Here is a 16,175-nt window from a genome sequence, read left to right on the forward strand (position 1 = left end):
CGTGGCAGACAAAATATTACTTGTAGATGACGAACCGGATATTCTTACATTTATTGAAGATAGTCTTGTCATGGAAGGGTATGAAGTAAGAAGTGCATTAAGTGGTGAAGAAGCTTTGAAAAAATTAGATAGTAGCGTGGATCTCATTATTTTAGATGTTATGCTGCCGAATATGAATGGATTTAAAGTGTGCGAGAAGATGAGAGAGTCTTATGCATGCCCAATATTATTTTTAAGTGCGGATAGTAGTGAACGCTCTCGTATAGAAGGTTTATTGATTGGTGGAGACGATTATATTAATAAGCCGTTTAGTTTAAAAGAGTTGAAAGCTAGAATTGTTGCTAATTTGCGCCGTACGACAGAATTGCAAATGATGGGGCAAAAGAATTTACTGCGTTATGGCAATTTAGTAATAGATTTGCAGAGTTATGAAATACTATTAGGTAAAGAAAAAATTCACTTTACAAAAAAGGAGTATGAAGTTGTGAAAATGTTAGCACTTCATGCTGGCCAAGTTTTGACGAAAGAGCAGATGTTTGAAAAGATTTGGGGATATGATAGTGAAAGTGATGTCTCTACTGTAGTTGAGCATATAAAGAAAATTAGAACAAAGCTTAGTGTATATGATAGAGAATATACATATATTCAAACTGTGTGGGGAATTGGATATAAGTGGAGTGTACAGAATTGATGCAAAGGTTAAGGATTAAACAACAGCTAGTAATTGGCTTTTTAATAGTTTTAATTGGTAGTTTAATACTGACAGTTTTAACGGCAGCTAGTGGTTGGTATTGGCTAACGAAGAGTGGAAAAGTATTTCCTGCAAATTATTATGAACAAAAAATTCCTATGATAAAAGAATATGCAAAAGATAAAGGAGCCCTATTGTTAAATGAGAAAGAGCGAAATGAATTAGAGAAAATTATCCCTAAAGAGGGAATTAAATATCAAATTGTTAATAGGCAAGGAGATATTGCTTATGGTACATATAAAAAGAAATTAATAACAAATGAGAGACCAATTTTGAGTGTTATTAATACGAATATTCATGAGGAAGATGATGATACTGAAGTTACGACATATCTGCCTTTAGTGGATAAGACTGGGGATCTACAGGGAGCGATAGGACTTAATTATCATTTGACAATGTCTACTGCTTCGGCAGTTGATTCCTTGTTTGTAATCTTATTTTTAGCTTCGCCCTTTATATACATTACAATTTTATCTTATATTGTTTCAAACCAAATGGGAAAAAGAATAAAGAAACCACTCGCTGAATTATCAGAGGCTTCAAAAAGAATTCAAGAGCAGGATTTAGATTTTCATTTAGAATACAACGCGAAAAATGAAATTGGTGAGTTAGTCGGTTCGTTTGAAAATATGCGCGCAGCATTAGCAACTAGTTTATCACGGCAATGGGAGTTAGAAGAAGAAAGAAGAGAATATATTAGAGCTATTTCTCATGATTTGAAAACGCCGCTAACGATTGTACAAGGTCATACAGAAGGTTTGCAAAGTGGCTTATGGAAAAATGAAGACTTGTTACATCGGTATTTACAAACGATTGAACGAAATACAAACAGAATGACAAAACTTCTTGAGGAGTTCCAAACAGTAAATGAGTTAGAAAGTTTCTCGTTTCAATTACGTTTAAATAAAGTGCATATAACCCCATTCTTTCTTAAAAAACTAGAAGAATATGAATGTATAGCTAGGAAAAAAGAGATTGAGTGGGACGTTACCTTTGAAAATAATGAGGGTGTACAAAGCTTAGTATTTGATCAAGAGCGGATCAGTCAAGTAATGGATAATATCGTGATGAATGCAGTTCGGTTTACGCCGGTGTCAGGGAAGATGCTTGTTAAAGTATGTGCTTGGCATGGCGCAATAGAGTTTCATGTATATGATTCAGGACTTGGTTTTCAAGAAGGGGATTTGAAGAAAGTATTGCAGCGTTTTTATCAGGGAGATCAGTCGCGTTCAGGAAGCAAGGAGCATTTTGGGCTCGGGTTATATATTGCCAAGACAATTGTTGAGAAGCATGGCGGCATAATACAGGTAGAAAATAGCAAGGTGCGAGGTGGGGCACATGTTTCATTTCGAATTCTGAGTGGGGTATCCAAAAGTAGTCAGTAAAAATAAAAAAGCTGGAAGAATATCTTCCAGCTTAAGAGTTACTTTCAATTTGGCGACTGCTATCTTCTTCAGTGTCTTGTAATAGGTTGAATACATCTGCTAGGCAGAATGCAATGAACCAAGTCCAAAGACCGTGGAAGAAAGCTGAGCTTAATTGAAGTGGTAATGTATAGTTTGTCATTGAGTAGGAAATACATCCGCCAACGATTCCGATCATTGTTAATAACATTGTTTTTTGAGCATTTTCTTCTGGATTGAAGAGGAAGAAAATGTAGCCACCTAGAATTGAAGCGCTTACAAGTGTTTCGATTCCATTAAAAATGATGTTCTCTCCAAGCTGAGTGTTTGTCCAGAAGCAAATCACACCGCCGATAATGGCAAACAGGATAGCTATTGTATATCGTATATATTGATTCATATGTTCATCTCCCTATGTAATAAGATGATTTGGAAGTCAAAAAGGTAGGTATAATTGAAGTGGATTTTAGTTGTACGCATCTTTTTATAAAAAGATCAGTGAAGAATAACTAAGATGATCGGTTTTTTAAACCGTTACGTGTATGATGTCTGAAATATACCCGACTTCTCGTTTCTTTTTGTTTATAATAATAAGAGAAACTTCCAAGTCTATATACTCTTTTTTGTAAGTCTGCTTTTATTATAACATATTTAGCGCCACAATAATAGAATTATCTGATTTTGTAATAAGTGTAAAAAATAAAAAGCGCAAGGAATTGTAGTTCCTTGCGCTTTTTTATATACGTTTGAAACGGCCGACAATTTCAACTGTTTCAGTAATGTTCATAAATGCTTTATTATCCACTTGGCGAATAATACGTTTCATTTCGCCTAACTCGTAGCGAGTTACGACAGTGTAAATCATTTTTTTCTTATGGTTTGTATAGCCGCCGACAGCATCTACCATTGTTACGCCACGTATGCCGTGATGTAGCAGTGAGCTTTTTATTTCCTCACCTTTTTCTGTAATTGTCATTATCGTTAATTTAATATGTTTTGTATGCACGGCATCAATTACTTTGCTGACCACAAACCGACTAATTAACGTATAAAGCGTAATATCCCATCCGAAAATAAATCCTGCTGCAACAAGTAAGATTAAGTTGAATCCAAAGATGATTGCTCCAATTGAAACATCGCGATGTTTCGCTACAATCAATCCAACAACATCAAAACCACCTGTTGAAGAAGCAAATCGGAATATGATTCCTGAGGCAGCACCGCAGATGACACCACCGAATACAGAAGACAGTAAAATATCGTCTGAAACTTGGTGTACTGGGATAATGTTCATCGCTAAAGATGATACAGCTACAAAGTATGCCGTTAAAAAGGTTGTCTTCTTTCCTAAGTAAAAGTGACTTAAAATAAGAAGCGGAATGTTTAGTAAAAAGATAAGTGCTCCGATATTGTAGTGCATTAAATAACCGATAATCATCCCTACACCAGCGAATCCACCGCTAATCATATTATGCGGGATAAAAAACATATTCATAGAAATTGCATACAAAATAGAAGCTATAAAAATAACAACCAACTGTATAATGAATTCTAAATGAAATGTTTTAGCTGCTGGGAAGGATAAAAAGGCGGTGTCGGGAACGTAATCGGCGTCTCCTAGTTGACCCATAGTATGTTTCATCTCCATATTCATTTTTGATTACAAGAAGAGAATAAAGCTTTTTTCAAAAACTGGCAATAGTTTTATTATAATGCAAAAATTTTATAAATTTCTAAAAAATTAAACCTATTCAAAGATACGTGTGAATATACTAAAGAAAGCGAATACATTAGTTTTATAGCATAATTTTTTGAGAAAATATGCAAAATTCTTTTTTGAAAATAAAAGGAAATAGAGAATGTTTGTTGAATGTGCTAAAATGACTTTATTAAGGATGTGAAGCGATGGAATTTTTATTGCAGGATGCACTTCTGTATATATCGTTTGTAACGACAGCGCTTTGTGTATTAGAAGTCTTTTTTCTTGCTAACGTTTCTCGTTTCGTACGTCAGCAAGCATCGAGCGGTAGACAGAGAGCTTTTAAACTAGTTGATACGTGTGAAGAGGGTATCGGAAATGTACCGCTTTTCTCTATTTTTTATAAATATGGAATGATTCGCTCTGTCCGCAGACAAGAATCAAGTGGAGAGAGTGACGAGGTAGGTCCGTATACACCAATGTTTCGCTAATTAATTACGAAACATTGGAGGAATGAACATGTTAAAATCATACCGAGCTGCGCTCATTAGTTTATCATTATTACTTGTTTTTGTTTTATCTGGCTGTAGTAATGCAGGCACAATAGATTCACATAGTACGGGAATTTGGAACCATTATTTCGTATATCCAATATCGTATATGATTCAATTTGTTGCTCATCATATATCTGGTGGAAGCTTTGGGATTGCTATCATTGTCATTACGCTTGTTGTTCGTTCAGCACTGATTCCATTAGCTGTTTCGCAATATCGTAGTCAAATGAAAATGAAAAAAATGCAACCTGAATTACAGAAGCTGAAAAAGAAACACGGTGATGTGGGTAAAGATCTTGAAAAACAAAAGCAGTATCAAAAAGAAATGTCAGAACTAATGAAATCAGGTGGTTGGAATCCGTTAGCTGGTTGCTGGCCAATCTTTATACAAATGCCGATTTTCTCTGCTTTGTATTATGCGATTAGCCGAACTGAAGAGATTCGTACATCTTCATTTTTATGGGTGAACTTAGGACATGCAGATCCATATCATATATTACCGATTATTGCAGCGTTAACGACATTTATCCAGATGAAGGTGTTCCAATCAAATATAACACCAGGAGAGCAAGTACAGATGCTGAAAATACAGCAAATAATGATGCCGGCGATGATTTTATTTATGGGAATTGCGGCACCGTCAGGACTTGTATTGTATTGGATTACAGGTAACTTATTTACAATGACACAAACAATTGTATTAAGGAAAGTAATGGAACGTGAAGAATTACAATTACAAAAAGCTTAGAAAAACACCGCTCGTGATGAGCGGTGTTTTTTTGTTAAGTCGTTAAGGGAATTTTAAGAAATCAACATTACTATAGGCATTGTATACGAAAGTGTACATGCTTTAGAAATGTGAAGGAGGAAATTTCCTATGAAGAAGAAAACAGTTGGGTATTTAGCAATTGCAGGTGCTTTATCATTTGGAATTATAGGAGGAGTGGGTGTACCAGCATTTGCGGCAACGAATACTCCAGCAGCAGATCAGCCTACAAAAACGGCGAAAAAAGATTTAGATGCCGCTACAAAACAAAAAGTAAAAACGATTATGGATGATACAAAGAAACAATTAGAGGAACTAGGTGTAAAGCTTCCAGAGAAAGAGAAACGTAAAGATATGTTTACGAATCTAGATGAGGCAACAAAAGAAAAAGCGAAGTCGATTCTAGAACAAGAAAAATCCGGGAAACTAACTCGTGAACAGGCAAAAGAGGAATTGACAAAACTAGGTGTGAAATCCCCAGAAAAGGGTAAGCACAAGGATATGTTTGCAGGGTTAGATGAGGCAACAAAAGAAAAAGCGAAGTCGATTCTAGAACAAGAAAAATCCGGGAAACTAACTCGTGAACAGGCAAAAGAGGAATTGACAAAACTAGGTGTGAAATCCCCAGAAAAGGGTAAGCACAAGGATATGTTTGCAGGGTTAGATGAGGCAACAAAAGAAAAAGCGAAGTCGATTTTAGAGCAAGAGAAATCTGGGAAATTAACGCATGAGCAAGCAAAAGAAGAATTACCAAAATTAGGTGTGAAACTTCCAGAGAAAGAGAAGCATGAAGACATCTTTGCGAACTTAGATGCAGCAACAAAAGAAAAAGCGAAAGCGATTCTAGAAAATGAAAAGAAACAACTAGCAGAATTAAATGTGGATCTTCCGCACCATAAGTTTTTTATGAAAAATGAAGATAAATAATTGAACTATGTCGTATCTTCCGTGTGGGCAACCGAAAGATACGTATGCGAGGAGGCTGTCTTTGGAACAGCCTCCTTTTAATATTTGGAGTGCTATCATTGTCCCTTTTGTCGAATTATCGATATAATTTCATTTACGATCTTATGGCGTTCGTGGAAGAGGAGATTAGAGAAATAAAGTAGCTTCTGTTATAATATAAGAAGAGAAATATTTCTTATGTTATATAAAAAATATATTGATTTTTTCTAACAATTCAATATAATGGGAAATAACTACAAAATTCGACATCAAGAAGTGATGATGAGGACATGATCAATTTTTTACGATTCTCAGAGAGGGAAGCCTTTGGCTGTGAGCTTCCTAATACGGGAAAATCGATTACCCCCTCTGAACTGCAGCAGTGAACGGATATCTAGTAATTGCTTGCCGGCAAAAACCGTTATTTAGACTTGAGAAATTGGTGAAGTGTGTCACTTTGCGAATTGAAACAAGGGTGGAACCACGAATACAACACTCGTCCCTTTTTTAGGGAGGAGTGTTTTTTTATTTCATTTTTGCATCACACTAGAATTGGAAGGAGGATACGCAGCATGCATCATGATGAGAAAAACAAAATTGGTTTAACAGTGGCACTTTCTATCGTAGTAGGAACTATTATTGGGTCTGGTGTGTTTATGAAACCAGGGAGCGTATTAGATTACTCAGGGAGTTCTAATATGGCTATTTGGGCTTGGGTAATTGGTGGTCTGTTGACGTTAGCAAGTGGTTTAACAGTAGCCGAAATTGGAGCGCAAATTCCGAAAAATGGTGGGTTGTATACGTATTTAGAGGAGATCTACGGAAGTTTTTGGGGGTATTTATCTGGCTGGATGCAAACAATTGTTTATGGACCAGCTATTATTGGAACATTAGGTTTGTATTTTAGTTCTTTAATGATTAATTTTTTCTATTTAGATAAAGTATGGAATTTACCAATCGCAATTGGAACAGTTGTGTTTCTAGGCGTTATAAATAGTATAGGAACAAAATATGGGGGTATCGTCCAAACGGTTACGACGGTTGGGAAGATGATACCAATCTTTTTAATTGTTGTGTTAGGGTTTTGGAAAGGGAATAGTGATATCTTTAACGTAGTTGTGCCGATATCAGAAAATCAAAGTATCGGGATGGCGATTTTGGCAACTTTATTTGCTTATGATGGTTGGATTTTACTCGCTTCTATTGGCGGAGAAATGAAGAACCCAACAAAATTATTACCGAAGGCAATGACAGTTGGGATTTTAATTGTAACAGCTGCTTACGTATTAATTAACTTAGCGTTATTAAATGTATTACCAGCAGCGAAAATTGTGGACCTTGGAGAAAATGCAACAGCGACAGCTGCGGGCATGTTACTTGGAGAATATGGCGGGAAAATTATTAGTATCGGTATTATCATTTCTATTTTCGGCTGTTTAAATGGAAAGATTTTAACGTTCCCACGTATTCCGATGTCGATGGCAGAGCGTGGACACCTTCCGTTTTCTAAGTTTATTGCAAAGGAAAGCCCAAGATTTAAAACACCAGCAAATGCGATTACTGTTGAAATCATATTAGGAATTATTTTAATGCTTATTAGTGATCCGAATAAGCTATCTGAGATTTCCGTATTCATTATTTATATTTTCTACGTAATGACGTTTATTGGTGTCTTCATTTTAAGAAGACGTAACAAGGATAAAGAGCGTGCATATAGTGTACCGTTATTCCCGATTGTACCAATCGTTGCGATTTTAGGGTCATTGTTTGTACTTGGAAGTGCGATTATTAACGATCCGGTAAGTTGTTTCTTATCGATTGGAATGGTATTTACTGGACTTCCGGTGTATTGGTACTTGAATAGGAAGAAAGAAACTGGAGTTTAATCATTAGAAAGCAGGCGTATAATACGCCTGCTTTTTTATGTAAAAAAATTTGAAAGTATCAAATTAGAATTAGGGGGAATTACATTAACCTATTTTATAACCTAGAAACAGGTAATTAAGTATATTTAATCATCTGTTTTGGATAGTAACATTTTAAAGTCATAAGCATAAACTTTCTTTCCACCCTTCACAGTAGCGAGTATAGATTCTATACCTTGTATTTCTTGTTCGGATATTCTTTTTCCAGTTTTTAAATTGTATCTTTCTATATAGTATTTGTTATTGCGCTTTTCATCATAACGTAGAACATATAATGAATCATTCTCGAAATAGGTTTGTTCATTATACCTAACGCCATCTTTAACATGATAATCTATGCTGAATTTATGGCTCATTGCATCATTTTTAGGGTTATATGTATACACATCACCAAGACCGTTTATAAAATACAACTCGTCATTATATATATATGCGGAATTATTTAATGAAAATGGGCTGGTTGCAGTTGAGTTTTTTTCATTATACATAAATATTGTGTTTTGTTCTAAAGTGGTTTTATTAGTACGTAACAAGAATGTCTTCCCTTTTAGCGGATCATCCTTATCAATTGTACTCATAACCATGTAGTAATTCTCTGAATCTACTAAAATAGGTGATAGATTAGCATGGTCCTCTTTTCCATTTACATTAAGCTCTGTAATATTCTCTATATTCATTATTGCATCATTAAACGATAATCTTTTTAATTCGTATTTATTAGTAACTAGGTCTTGAGTGGCTACTAAAATATATTCCCCATCTAATCCAGAGCTAATAATGAAATGAGGAATATTACTTTTATGAATAACTTTTTCATTTCCGAATAAAACATTTGAATCGTAGTTCCCGTTCTCTTTGTTCATTCCTGAATTGTAAATATTAACAAATATCTTTTGATTTGCTAAATATCCATTAAAATCACCGGTATGCTGATATTTTATTTTATGAGTAGTAGGAGTTTCGCCTAGAAATTTTATAGTATCTTTACTCTCTAATAGAACTTGTTTTTTATCGTCAGATACACCAATACCGCCGAGTTCTAGACCGCCCATTTTATATCCGCTAGCAATGCCTTGTTTATTTATAAATATGGCATAACTAATGCCTTTACCATCTAAATCTTGATCGGCAGTGGATGAGAAGTAAAGCATAGCTTTTTTATCATCTAAAAAATTTTTATTTTGTATATCTTTATCTGATATTAAGTTTGCATTCTTATCTTTTATACATAAATAGTAGGCTAATACTGTAATCGTTATGATGCTTATAAAAAATAGAATTATTTTCCGATTATTTTTCATTTTCACTTCTGCTCCTCAAATAACCAAAAAGTGAAACAAATAAATTGTTTCACTTTTAGTTGTGAAATTAAATATTACGAATTAACGATGTTTGGTTCGCATCTCTAACATCTCGAGGATATACACCTGCTCCACCATCTTTATCTAAATCTAAACCACCATGTAGTTTATAAGTAGACCATATTAACTTAGAACAATTCTTTGCGCCATAATGACTAGTATTTCTATTATTTGCAAAATTATAAGAATACTCATCCTTTCCTACACGATCTTTTGCCCACCAGGCTGCATCATTTTTATTTTGCCAAGAAGTCTTTACAGATTTAACAACTGCATTCCCTTTATCAACTAAGCGTTTATTAGTAGCAATTGTACGTACGCCTGTGCTTGGTACAGATTCAACAATCAATTTTTCACTATAATACATACCGACATGTCCATGATTCATATAAGCAGTTGTAGAACCAGTATAATAAAAGTCGCCCATATTAGAATTTCCGACTTTTACATTTCCACCGCTAGCACCATATTGAACATTAGGAGCATATTTATTATTTCGTTGAGTAGCTTCTCGTTCTCCTTGTTCATGATTTGCTTTTAATTCTTTATAAATTTGTTCTGCTAAAGCATCTTTTGTATTGCCAGTATTTTTAGCAACTTCAATAATACCTGAAATTAGCTCTTCAGTACTTACGTCTGGCTGCAATTTCTTAATCTCATTTAAATATGGAAGATCGTTGCTTGCCGCGAAAGATGCTGTAGGTACAAGCCCAGCTGAAGCTAAAATACCTGCTGTTAAAGTTAGTGCGGTTAATTTTTTCATTTCTTTTCCCCCTAAGTTTTTTTTGATATTCCAAACTATTGTGTGCTTGTAAAGTTTATTATTCACTCTACAAGAAAATAATAATTTTTCTGTAATTTTAATACAAGTCTAGTAAAGAAAAATCTTATTTGGTACAATTTCGTTGTAAATAATAGGGAATTTAATCAGGTTTATAATTTGTTTAATTTATATATTTTAATTTTGTAATAATAAAGTTTGTTTTTTATTCTTATACTAATATTTCTTAATTTGACTACAGATAGGATAGAAGTAGTGATAATTTTTCAGATAAGGATTTTTATTTAAATATTGGAGGCATATCATAATAGGTTAGATTTTTATTATAAAAAATTGTACTTGCTTACACTTTCTTTTTTGGTTACTATAGTCGTAGTAACCAAAAAAGAAAGTGTGGGGAAAGTCTTGAATTTTCGTGTATATATTTTAGCTATTGCGGCTTTCGTAGTCGGAACGGTTGAGCTAATTATAGGAGGAACGCTTGATTTAGTTGCCAATGATTTAGGGGTGTCGATTAGTGCAGCTGGTCAGCTTATTACAATATTTTCAGTAGTATGCGCTCTATCAGGGCCAGTTTTATTAGCATTAACAGGCAAGTTTGAAAGAAAGAAATTGTATGTTGTGGCACTATCAATTTTCTTAATTGGAAATATCGTTTCGGCATTTAGTGTGAATTATGGGATGTTAATGTTCTCGAGAGTAATTTGTGCAGCGAGTGGATCGCTTATTATTGCACTATCGGTAACACTTGCTTCTAGTGTAGTAGAACCGCATTTTCGTGCGCGTGCAATTGGAATTATTTTCATGGGGATTAGCGGATCACTCGTACTTGGAGTACCGCTAGGTCTTGTGCTTGGAAATGCATACGGATGGCGTGCGCCATTTGTATTAATTTCGATATTAACAGTTATGGCAATTGCTTGTATTTCATTGTTCTTAACGAAAGTACCACCGACATCGGTACTATCAATAAAAGAACAAATTGCTACTTTAAAAGATAAAAAAATTGTAAGTGCACAGTTAACATCATTTTTGTTTTTAACGGGGCATTTAACATTGTATGCATATTTAACACCGTTTTTAAAAGACGTAATGCATGTTGAAGCAAACTGGATTAGTGTGTTTTACTTTATTTTCGGAATCGCAGCAGTAATCGGCGGCGGATTTGGTGGATGGCTTGCTGATAAATGGGGATCGAAGAAAAGTATTATTTCCATTATTATCGTATTTGCATGTGCAATCTTTATGTTGCCGATGATGACATTCTCATTCCCGCTCTTCATTATTATGATGGGACTGTGGAGTATGCTGAGCTGGGCAATCTCGCCAGCGCAGCAAAACTATTTAATTGAAATTGCACCGGAATCAGCTGGTATTCAGCAAGGTTTAAATAACTCTGCACTTCATCTAGGAATTGCGCTCGGTTCAACAGTGGGCGGAGTTGTTATTGAGAAATCATCTGTTATTTATAACGCTTGGGTAGGCGGCGGTTTTATTATATTGGCGCTACTTTGTGCGATTTTCTCAATTACGAGAGGACGCTCGAATCAGTTTGCGAAAGAAGAATCTATCGTTTGATAGGTTCTTTTTTTATTTGTAAAAAATTGCAGGGGTTAGTAGAGAAATGGAGAAGGGAGTATATAGCGAGGTGATGGTATATGGATTATTCAATTATTGGTTTTATATTCACAATGCTTCCGTTATTTGTGGTTGTTTTTGTTTTTAGATGGATTCGTTTCATCTATCAAAATTCTGAGAAACAAGTAGAACAAAATGAGAAGATTATTGAGCTTTTGATGGAGATAAAGGAGAAAAATGAAAAGGAGTCTAGGTGAAGAACTAGACCCCTTTTTTATCATTCAATTAATACCTCAACTTCATCAACAAACTCTTAATTTCCTCATCTTCCATAAAGAGATCATGGTGTTTCTGGGTAATCTTTGCAAGTGCAACGTCATGATAGAAGAATTCTGTAAAGAACTTCACGAAAGGTTGTGACATTGTTTTCATTGCTTGCCATGACTCTTGCTCTACACCAGCAAATAAAATTTCACGATCGTCAACGATGAGTAGTAAGTACCGCTCTAATGCGTTAGGCTCTTCAGTTGGGATTAGAAAATGCATGTTTTCTAAGTCTGTTTCTACTTTTCCAACTATGAGGGACTCGATTCGGACGCCTTGTTTTGCTTTTTGTTCTAGTAAAGGAAGGTATTCTAAAAGGGTATCATTCCATGCAGAGATGCGTATAGATTCTTTCGCATCTTCTACAAGTTGCCTACTTTGTACTTTAATAGAAGACTGCATTTTTAAACTCCAAACGCGGTCATCTGTAAATGACTTTTTAGAAATATTATTTTCAAGTTCTTTAATATTAGATTGGAATTCTGTCGTTAATTTTTCAATTGCTAGCTTGAGTGGTAATGCTGTATACAACTTTTTCTTTTCTGAAACAGAATCCATTACCATCCCTTTATCAACTAGGCGTGCTAACACTTCGTATATTTTTGCTTTTGGAACACCTGAATGTTTAACGATAGTTGTTGCATCTAATGGTTCGATGCTTGATACGACAACTTCATAGGCCTGGCTTTCATATTGTGAGAAACCGAATTTTTGTAACATAGTTCCCTCCGAACGAATGAGATTATATGTTAAGGATAATGAACTATTTGTTTTTGCACAAGTGTTGAGAAGTTTACGTTTAAAAATTGCGGTAGTATTTTCGGTGCTTATTTCTATGATGTTTGTAATATTAGGTACAGCTGTTTCTGAAGAGGTTAATGTAGCGACTGAGTCACAAGTTAATCATTTAGAAAAAGTGGCTCATACGATGGAAAGTTTGATAGAGAATATGCAGGACTTAAGAAGATTGGTTGAGCAGTTTAAAGTAGAAGAAAACATATTAGTAAAGTGATGAGGATTTCGGTAAAATAGGAGATGGATATATAAGAAGCAGTTTTAGGAGGTAAGTTACTATGGCAATTGTTGACGTATCGATTATTCCAGTAGGAACAGGTAATCCAAGTGTTAGTGAATATGTAGCAGAAGTACAAAAGGTGCTAGAGAAAAATGCTGATCGCGTGAAGTATCAATTAACACCGATGAATACAGTAATTGAAGGAGATCTTCCTGTCATTCTAGAAGTAATTCAACAAATGCATGAAGTTCCATATACGAAAGGTGCACAGCGCGTTGCGACAACAATTCGTATCGATGATCGTCGTGATAAAGTAAGCACAATGGAGAAGAAATTAAACTCTGTTCGATCAAAATTATAAGAAAAAGCAGCGATCTTCGCTGCTTTTTTCATATAGGAGGAAATGAGATGAGTGAAAAATTTAACGAGCAATTTGACGGATTGCTAGAGAAATACACGGAGCTATTACTTGGAGAGAGCAACGAAGAGCGAAAAGAGCAGGTGCAAAAATGGGCGCTTTATTCTTATATGGCTAAGACGATGCCAGCTTTAGTGAAGCATTGGAATGAGACGTATCCAGATGCGAAAGAAGAGATGGTACAGTTAATTACGAATATTAAAAAGCTGAATGATGAGAAGCGAAATGAGAAGTAAAAAAGCTTGAGATAATGTTACCTCAAGTTTTCTATATTAATATCCTTATATAATTTACATGGAATATAAAGGGTTTTATAAGCATGTCGAATATTTTCGACATGCTTATTTTTTGCCTAGTAAACCCGTTTTTTATAAATGTCGAAAAATATTTCCGGCATATTTGTAAGCGAGAATATGGGGTTTTAAATGTTTTTATAGTATTTTATAAATTATCTAAATAATTATTTGTATCAAATAATTTTAAACAATGATATAATTCCGAAGAGGGGTAAAAAACAGATAAAGTACAGTCATAGGGGTGAATTACATGGAACAATTAATGCGAAATTCGTTTCTTTTCTTATCTAAAAATAAAGCGCTAACAAAACTGGCTAAAAAGTACGGTTTGCGCTTTGGTGCAGGTCGCTTCGTCGCAGGGGAGACGATTGAATTAGCGACAGCTGCAATTCAACAATTAAATAAGCAAGGTCTTTGTGTAACAATCGATTATTTAGGTGAATTCGTTGATAATGAAGCAGAAGCAAATGAAATGGCTACCCAATCGATTGAAGCGATTCGTGCAATTGGAAGAGAAGGTCTTGATTCACAACTTTCTTTAAAAATGACTTCTATGGGATTAGATATCTCTGATGAAATCGTAATGAACAACATGCGTCGTATTTTAGAAGCTGCAAAAGAAAACGGTGTGTTTGTTACAATTGATATGGAAGACTATACGCGTTGCGGAAAAACAATTGATATCTTTAAACAATTAAAATCTGAATACGATAATATTGGTACAGTTATTCAAGCTTATTTATATCGTACAGAAAAAGATATTGAAGATTTAAATGCTTATAATCCTAATTTACGTCTTGTAAAAGGGGCTTATAAGGAACCAGAAGAAGTAGCGTTCCCAGACAAGAAAGATGTAGATGACAATTATAAAAAAATTATTAAAATGCACTTATTAAATGGAAATTATACTGCAATTGCTTCACATGACGAAGCAATTATTGAATATACGAAAAAACTTGCCGAAGAACACAATATTTCAAGGGATCAATTTGAATTCCAAATGCTATTTGGTATTCGTACAGAGCGTCAACTTGAGCTAGTAAAAGAAGGCTATAAAATGCGTGTTTACGTACCGTATGGAAACGACTGGTATGGTTACTTCATGCGCCGTCTAGCAGAGCGTCCAGCGAACGTTGCGTTCGTATTAAAAGGTATGATCAAAAAATAACCAAGGAGAAAATTCTCCTTGGTTATTTTAATTGCTGAAATGCATAGTGTGCCATTTTCTTCGTATCAGGGTATAGCTGTGTACGAGTAGAAGATAATACGACATTGATGACACGTTTACCGTCTTTTTCATCAACAGTTACGACTGTATATTTTCCGAGTGCAGATAAACCGCTTTTACTTCCAATTGCATATGGATCGTTATATAGTTCTTCTCGTCCATAGTTTGCGATTTTTGGAGAGCGCTCTGAGGTATGTAGTGTTGTATGTATTGAATTCATATATTCTAAAACAATCGGATACTTCAAGGCTTCTTTCGTAATAATAGCAATGTCATAAGGTGATACTTTATTTCCAAGTGCATCAGCACCGCTTGCGTTTTTGAAAGTTGCATGCTTCGTCCCAAGTTCCTTCGCTCTAGCATTCATCATTTTCACAAACTCATTTTTTGATCCTGCGATATGTTCTGCAATTGACTCAGCGATCGGGTCTGCACTAATGATGAGCATAAGTTTTAATGCCTCATCACGTTTTAATTTTTCACCAGCACGAAGCTTAATCTTCTTACTTTGACTTTCTGTTTTAATTGCGTTTTCTGTAACTGTAATTTCTTCATCTTCTTTTACATTCTCAAGTAAGAGAAGAGTTGTCATCATTTTGGCTATACTAGCCGGATAAGAGCGCTCATCCTCGCGTTTTCCATACAAAATTTCACCTGTGTCTGCATCGATTGTAATTCCATATTGCCCAGTAATACTAGGTTGATCCGCTCTTACGGCTTGTTGCCTGTGAGCATAAGAGAAGAAAATCATCCCTGTAAACAGTGTAGCAATCATTACAATCATAACTATTGTTCGTTTCATTATAATTCCCTCTTTTGTTCCAAATAAATTGGGCAGAAAAAGCAGCCATTAATCATTATGCCACGTTCTCTGCCCAAAAATATAGCGTTATTTTTCGCCCATATTATGCTTCTTATATTGTTGGTTATTACCTTGACGCCCTTTTTCAACACCGTGATTATGCGGACCTGCATTTCCAGTTACGCTTGCTGCGCTAATTCCAGCTTTCGAAGGGTTCTTCTTAAGTTTTGCCATATAAATTCCTCCAGTTTCGTCAGATTATAAAAAGGAAAAGTGCATTTTAATGAAGAAAATACACATGTATAGCATAGCCAAATGAAAGAAAAATA

Annotated in this window: 19 protein-coding genes and 1 other annotated feature; of the genes, 12 read left to right on the forward strand and 7 right to left on the reverse strand. The window is 34.8% G+C overall.

The features are described from left to right. Nucleotide 1: 1 nt before the first annotated feature. Together ACP6L7_RS30670 and ACP6L7_RS30675 are read left to right on the forward strand one after the other, a co-directional pair. A complete protein-coding gene (locus ACP6L7_RS30670; protein ID WP_430529625.1) occupies nt 2-691 on the forward strand; it encodes a response regulator transcription factor in 690 nt (229 codons plus the stop codon). Next, entirely contained in the window at nt 691-2,136 is a 1,446-nt protein-coding gene (locus ACP6L7_RS30675) for a sensor histidine kinase (protein ID WP_097832163.1), read from the forward strand. The genes ACP6L7_RS30670 and ACP6L7_RS30675 overlap by 1 nt, the downstream gene beginning before the upstream one ends. A 31-nt stretch (nt 2,137-2,167) precedes the next feature. Here ACP6L7_RS30675 and ACP6L7_RS30680 read toward each other — a convergent pair whose 3' ends face one another. Continuing rightward, nucleotides 2,168-2,554, reverse strand: coding sequence for a DUF3938 domain-containing protein (locus tag ACP6L7_RS30680; protein WP_097832164.1), 387 nt, complete (start codon nt 2,552-2,554; stop codon nt 2,168-2,170). Between the two features lie 336 nt (nt 2,555-2,890). Then, complete coding sequence (locus ACP6L7_RS30685; RefSeq protein ID WP_000530031.1) at nt 2,891-3,784, reverse strand: YitT family protein; 894 nt, start codon at nt 3,782-3,784, stop codon at nt 2,891-2,893. A gap of 275 nt (nt 3,785-4,059) precedes the next feature. On the opposite strand from ACP6L7_RS30685, the gene ACP6L7_RS30690 reads away from it, so the two are divergent. The 4 genes from ACP6L7_RS30690 (at nt 4,060) to ACP6L7_RS30705 (ending at nt 8,004) form a co-directional block, all read left to right on the forward strand. Continuing rightward, a complete protein-coding gene (locus tag ACP6L7_RS30690; protein ID WP_002174090.1) occupies nt 4,060-4,344 on the forward strand; it encodes a hypothetical protein in 285 nt (94 codons plus the stop codon). A 28-nt stretch (nt 4,345-4,372) separates the two neighbouring features. Continuing rightward, nucleotides 4,373-5,155 (forward strand): membrane protein insertase YidC, encoded by a 783-nt coding sequence (locus ACP6L7_RS30695; RefSeq protein WP_097832165.1) that lies wholly within the window; start codon nt 4,373-4,375, stop codon nt 5,153-5,155. Nucleotides 5,156-5,284: 129 nt separating this feature from the next. Further along, nucleotides 5,285-6,100, forward strand: a complete 816-nt coding sequence (locus ACP6L7_RS30700) for a hypothetical protein (protein ID WP_264448393.1) — start codon at nt 5,285-5,287, stop codon at nt 6,098-6,100. A 288-nt stretch (nt 6,101-6,388) separates the two neighbouring features. Next, nucleotides 6,389-6,625, forward strand: a binding site (T-box leader). A gap of 65 nt (nt 6,626-6,690) precedes the next feature. Continuing rightward, the gene (locus ACP6L7_RS30705) at nt 6,691-8,004 is read left to right on the forward strand and encodes an APC family permease (RefSeq protein ID WP_097832167.1); all 1,314 of its coding nucleotides are present in this window, start codon (nt 6,691-6,693) and stop codon (nt 8,002-8,004) included. A gap of 125 nt (nt 8,005-8,129) precedes the next feature. Here ACP6L7_RS30705 and ACP6L7_RS30710 read toward each other — a convergent pair whose 3' ends face one another. Together ACP6L7_RS30710 and ACP6L7_RS30715 are read right to left on the reverse strand one after the other, a co-directional pair. Beyond that, nucleotides 8,130-9,344 (reverse strand): hypothetical protein, encoded by a 1,215-nt coding sequence (locus ACP6L7_RS30710; protein ID WP_097832168.1) that lies wholly within the window; start codon nt 9,342-9,344, stop codon nt 8,130-8,132. A gap of 67 nt (nt 9,345-9,411) precedes the next feature. After that, a complete protein-coding gene (locus tag ACP6L7_RS30715; protein ID WP_097832169.1) occupies nt 9,412-10,167 on the reverse strand; it encodes a YiiX/YebB-like N1pC/P60 family cysteine hydrolase in 756 nt (251 codons plus the stop codon). Between the two features lie 306 nt (nt 10,168-10,473). On the opposite strand from ACP6L7_RS30715, the gene ACP6L7_RS30720 reads away from it, so the two are divergent. Then, nucleotides 10,474-11,763, forward strand: a complete 1,290-nt coding sequence (locus tag ACP6L7_RS30720) for an MFS transporter (RefSeq protein ID WP_430529649.1) — start codon at nt 10,474-10,476, stop codon at nt 11,761-11,763. A gap of 80 nt (nt 11,764-11,843) precedes the next feature. Continuing rightward, nucleotides 11,844-12,020: a hypothetical protein gene (locus ACP6L7_RS30725; RefSeq protein ID WP_097832171.1), complete on the forward strand. Its 177-nt coding sequence runs from the start codon at nt 11,844-11,846 to the stop codon at nt 12,018-12,020. Nucleotides 12,021-12,048: 28 nt separating this feature from the next. Here the strand turns inward: ACP6L7_RS30725 and ACP6L7_RS30730 are convergent, their stop codons facing one another. Continuing rightward, complete coding sequence (locus ACP6L7_RS30730) at nt 12,049-12,807, reverse strand: TrmB family transcriptional regulator (protein WP_097832172.1); 759 nt, start codon at nt 12,805-12,807, stop codon at nt 12,049-12,051. A gap of 115 nt (nt 12,808-12,922) precedes the next feature. Here ACP6L7_RS30730 and ACP6L7_RS30735 point away from each other — a divergent pair, with 115 nt between their 5' ends. From ACP6L7_RS30735 to ACP6L7_RS30750, 4 genes are all read left to right on the forward strand, one after another. Continuing rightward, a complete protein-coding gene (locus ACP6L7_RS30735; RefSeq protein ID WP_170961046.1) occupies nt 12,923-13,099 on the forward strand; it encodes a hypothetical protein in 177 nt (58 codons plus the stop codon). 61 nt (nt 13,100-13,160) lie between these two features. Further along, nucleotides 13,161-13,463 (forward strand): MTH1187 family thiamine-binding protein, encoded by a 303-nt coding sequence (locus ACP6L7_RS30740; protein ID WP_001018862.1) that lies wholly within the window; start codon nt 13,161-13,163, stop codon nt 13,461-13,463. 47 nt (nt 13,464-13,510) lie between these two features. Then, on the forward strand, nt 13,511-13,756 hold the full coding sequence (locus ACP6L7_RS30745) for a YusU family protein (protein WP_001290599.1): 246 nt from the start codon (nt 13,511-13,513) through the stop codon (nt 13,754-13,756). 310 nt (nt 13,757-14,066) lie between these two features. After that, nucleotides 14,067-14,984 (forward strand): proline dehydrogenase family protein, encoded by a 918-nt coding sequence (locus ACP6L7_RS30750; protein WP_002174080.1) that lies wholly within the window; start codon nt 14,067-14,069, stop codon nt 14,982-14,984. A gap of 22 nt (nt 14,985-15,006) precedes the next feature. On the opposite strand, the gene ACP6L7_RS30755 is transcribed toward ACP6L7_RS30750, so the two are convergent. Both ACP6L7_RS30755 and ACP6L7_RS30760 read right to left on the reverse strand, forming a co-directional pair. After that, nucleotides 15,007-15,846 carry a D-alanyl-D-alanine carboxypeptidase family protein gene (locus tag ACP6L7_RS30755; RefSeq protein WP_097832174.1) on the reverse strand — a complete coding sequence of 280 codons (840 nt, stop codon included), beginning with the start codon at nt 15,844-15,846 and terminating at the stop codon, nt 15,007-15,009. Between the two features lie 87 nt (nt 15,847-15,933). Next, on the reverse strand, nt 15,934-16,080 hold the full coding sequence (locus ACP6L7_RS30760) for a YuzL family protein (protein ID WP_001096344.1): 147 nt from the start codon (nt 16,078-16,080) through the stop codon (nt 15,934-15,936). Between the last annotated feature and the right edge of the window lie 95 nt (nt 16,081-16,175).

The organism is Bacillus silvicola, from assembly GCF_050524305.1.
GTDB classification, from domain to species: Bacteria; Bacillota; Bacilli; order Bacillales; family Bacillaceae_G; genus Bacillus_A; species Bacillus_A cereus_AT.

What these genes read in the sequence shown, in the direction of transcription:
- ACP6L7_RS30675 (WP_097832163.1), top strand. Translation starts at nt 691, where the DNA reads ATGCAAAGGTTAAGGATTAAACAACAGCTAGTAATTGGCTTTTTAATA.
- ACP6L7_RS30680 (WP_097832164.1), bottom strand. Translation starts at nt 2,554, where the DNA reads ATGAATCAATATATACGATATACAATAGCTATCCTGTTTGCCATTATC.
- ACP6L7_RS30685 (WP_000530031.1), bottom strand. Translation starts at nt 3,784, where the DNA reads ATGGGTCAACTAGGAGACGCCGATTACGTTCCCGACACCGCCTTTTTA.
- ACP6L7_RS30690 (WP_002174090.1), top strand. Translation starts at nt 4,060, where the DNA reads ATGGAATTTTTATTGCAGGATGCACTTCTGTATATATCGTTTGTAACG.
- ACP6L7_RS30695 (WP_097832165.1), top strand. Translation starts at nt 4,373, where the DNA reads ATGTTAAAATCATACCGAGCTGCGCTCATTAGTTTATCATTATTACTT.
- ACP6L7_RS30700 (WP_264448393.1), top strand. Translation starts at nt 5,285, where the DNA reads ATGAAGAAGAAAACAGTTGGGTATTTAGCAATTGCAGGTGCTTTATCA.
- ACP6L7_RS30705 (WP_097832167.1), top strand. Translation starts at nt 6,691, where the DNA reads ATGCATCATGATGAGAAAAACAAAATTGGTTTAACAGTGGCACTTTCT.
- ACP6L7_RS30710 (WP_097832168.1), bottom strand. Translation starts at nt 9,344, where the DNA reads ATGAAAAATAATCGGAAAATAATTCTATTTTTTATAAGCATCATAACG.
- ACP6L7_RS30715 (WP_097832169.1), bottom strand. Translation starts at nt 10,167, where the DNA reads ATGAAAAAATTAACCGCACTAACTTTAACAGCAGGTATTTTAGCTTCA.
- ACP6L7_RS30725 (WP_097832171.1), top strand. Translation starts at nt 11,844, where the DNA reads ATGGATTATTCAATTATTGGTTTTATATTCACAATGCTTCCGTTATTT.
- ACP6L7_RS30730 (WP_097832172.1), bottom strand. Translation starts at nt 12,807, where the DNA reads ATGTTACAAAAATTCGGTTTCTCACAATATGAAAGCCAGGCCTATGAA.
- ACP6L7_RS30735 (WP_170961046.1), top strand. Translation starts at nt 12,923, where the DNA reads ATGATGTTTGTAATATTAGGTACAGCTGTTTCTGAAGAGGTTAATGTA.
- ACP6L7_RS30740 (WP_001018862.1), top strand. Translation starts at nt 13,161, where the DNA reads ATGGCAATTGTTGACGTATCGATTATTCCAGTAGGAACAGGTAATCCA.
- ACP6L7_RS30745 (WP_001290599.1), top strand. Translation starts at nt 13,511, where the DNA reads ATGAGTGAAAAATTTAACGAGCAATTTGACGGATTGCTAGAGAAATAC.
- ACP6L7_RS30750 (WP_002174080.1), top strand. Translation starts at nt 14,067, where the DNA reads ATGGAACAATTAATGCGAAATTCGTTTCTTTTCTTATCTAAAAATAAA.
- ACP6L7_RS30755 (WP_097832174.1), bottom strand. Translation starts at nt 15,846, where the DNA reads ATGAAACGAACAATAGTTATGATTGTAATGATTGCTACACTGTTTACA.
- ACP6L7_RS30760 (WP_001096344.1), bottom strand. Translation starts at nt 16,080, where the DNA reads ATGGCAAAACTTAAGAAGAACCCTTCGAAAGCTGGAATTAGCGCAGCA.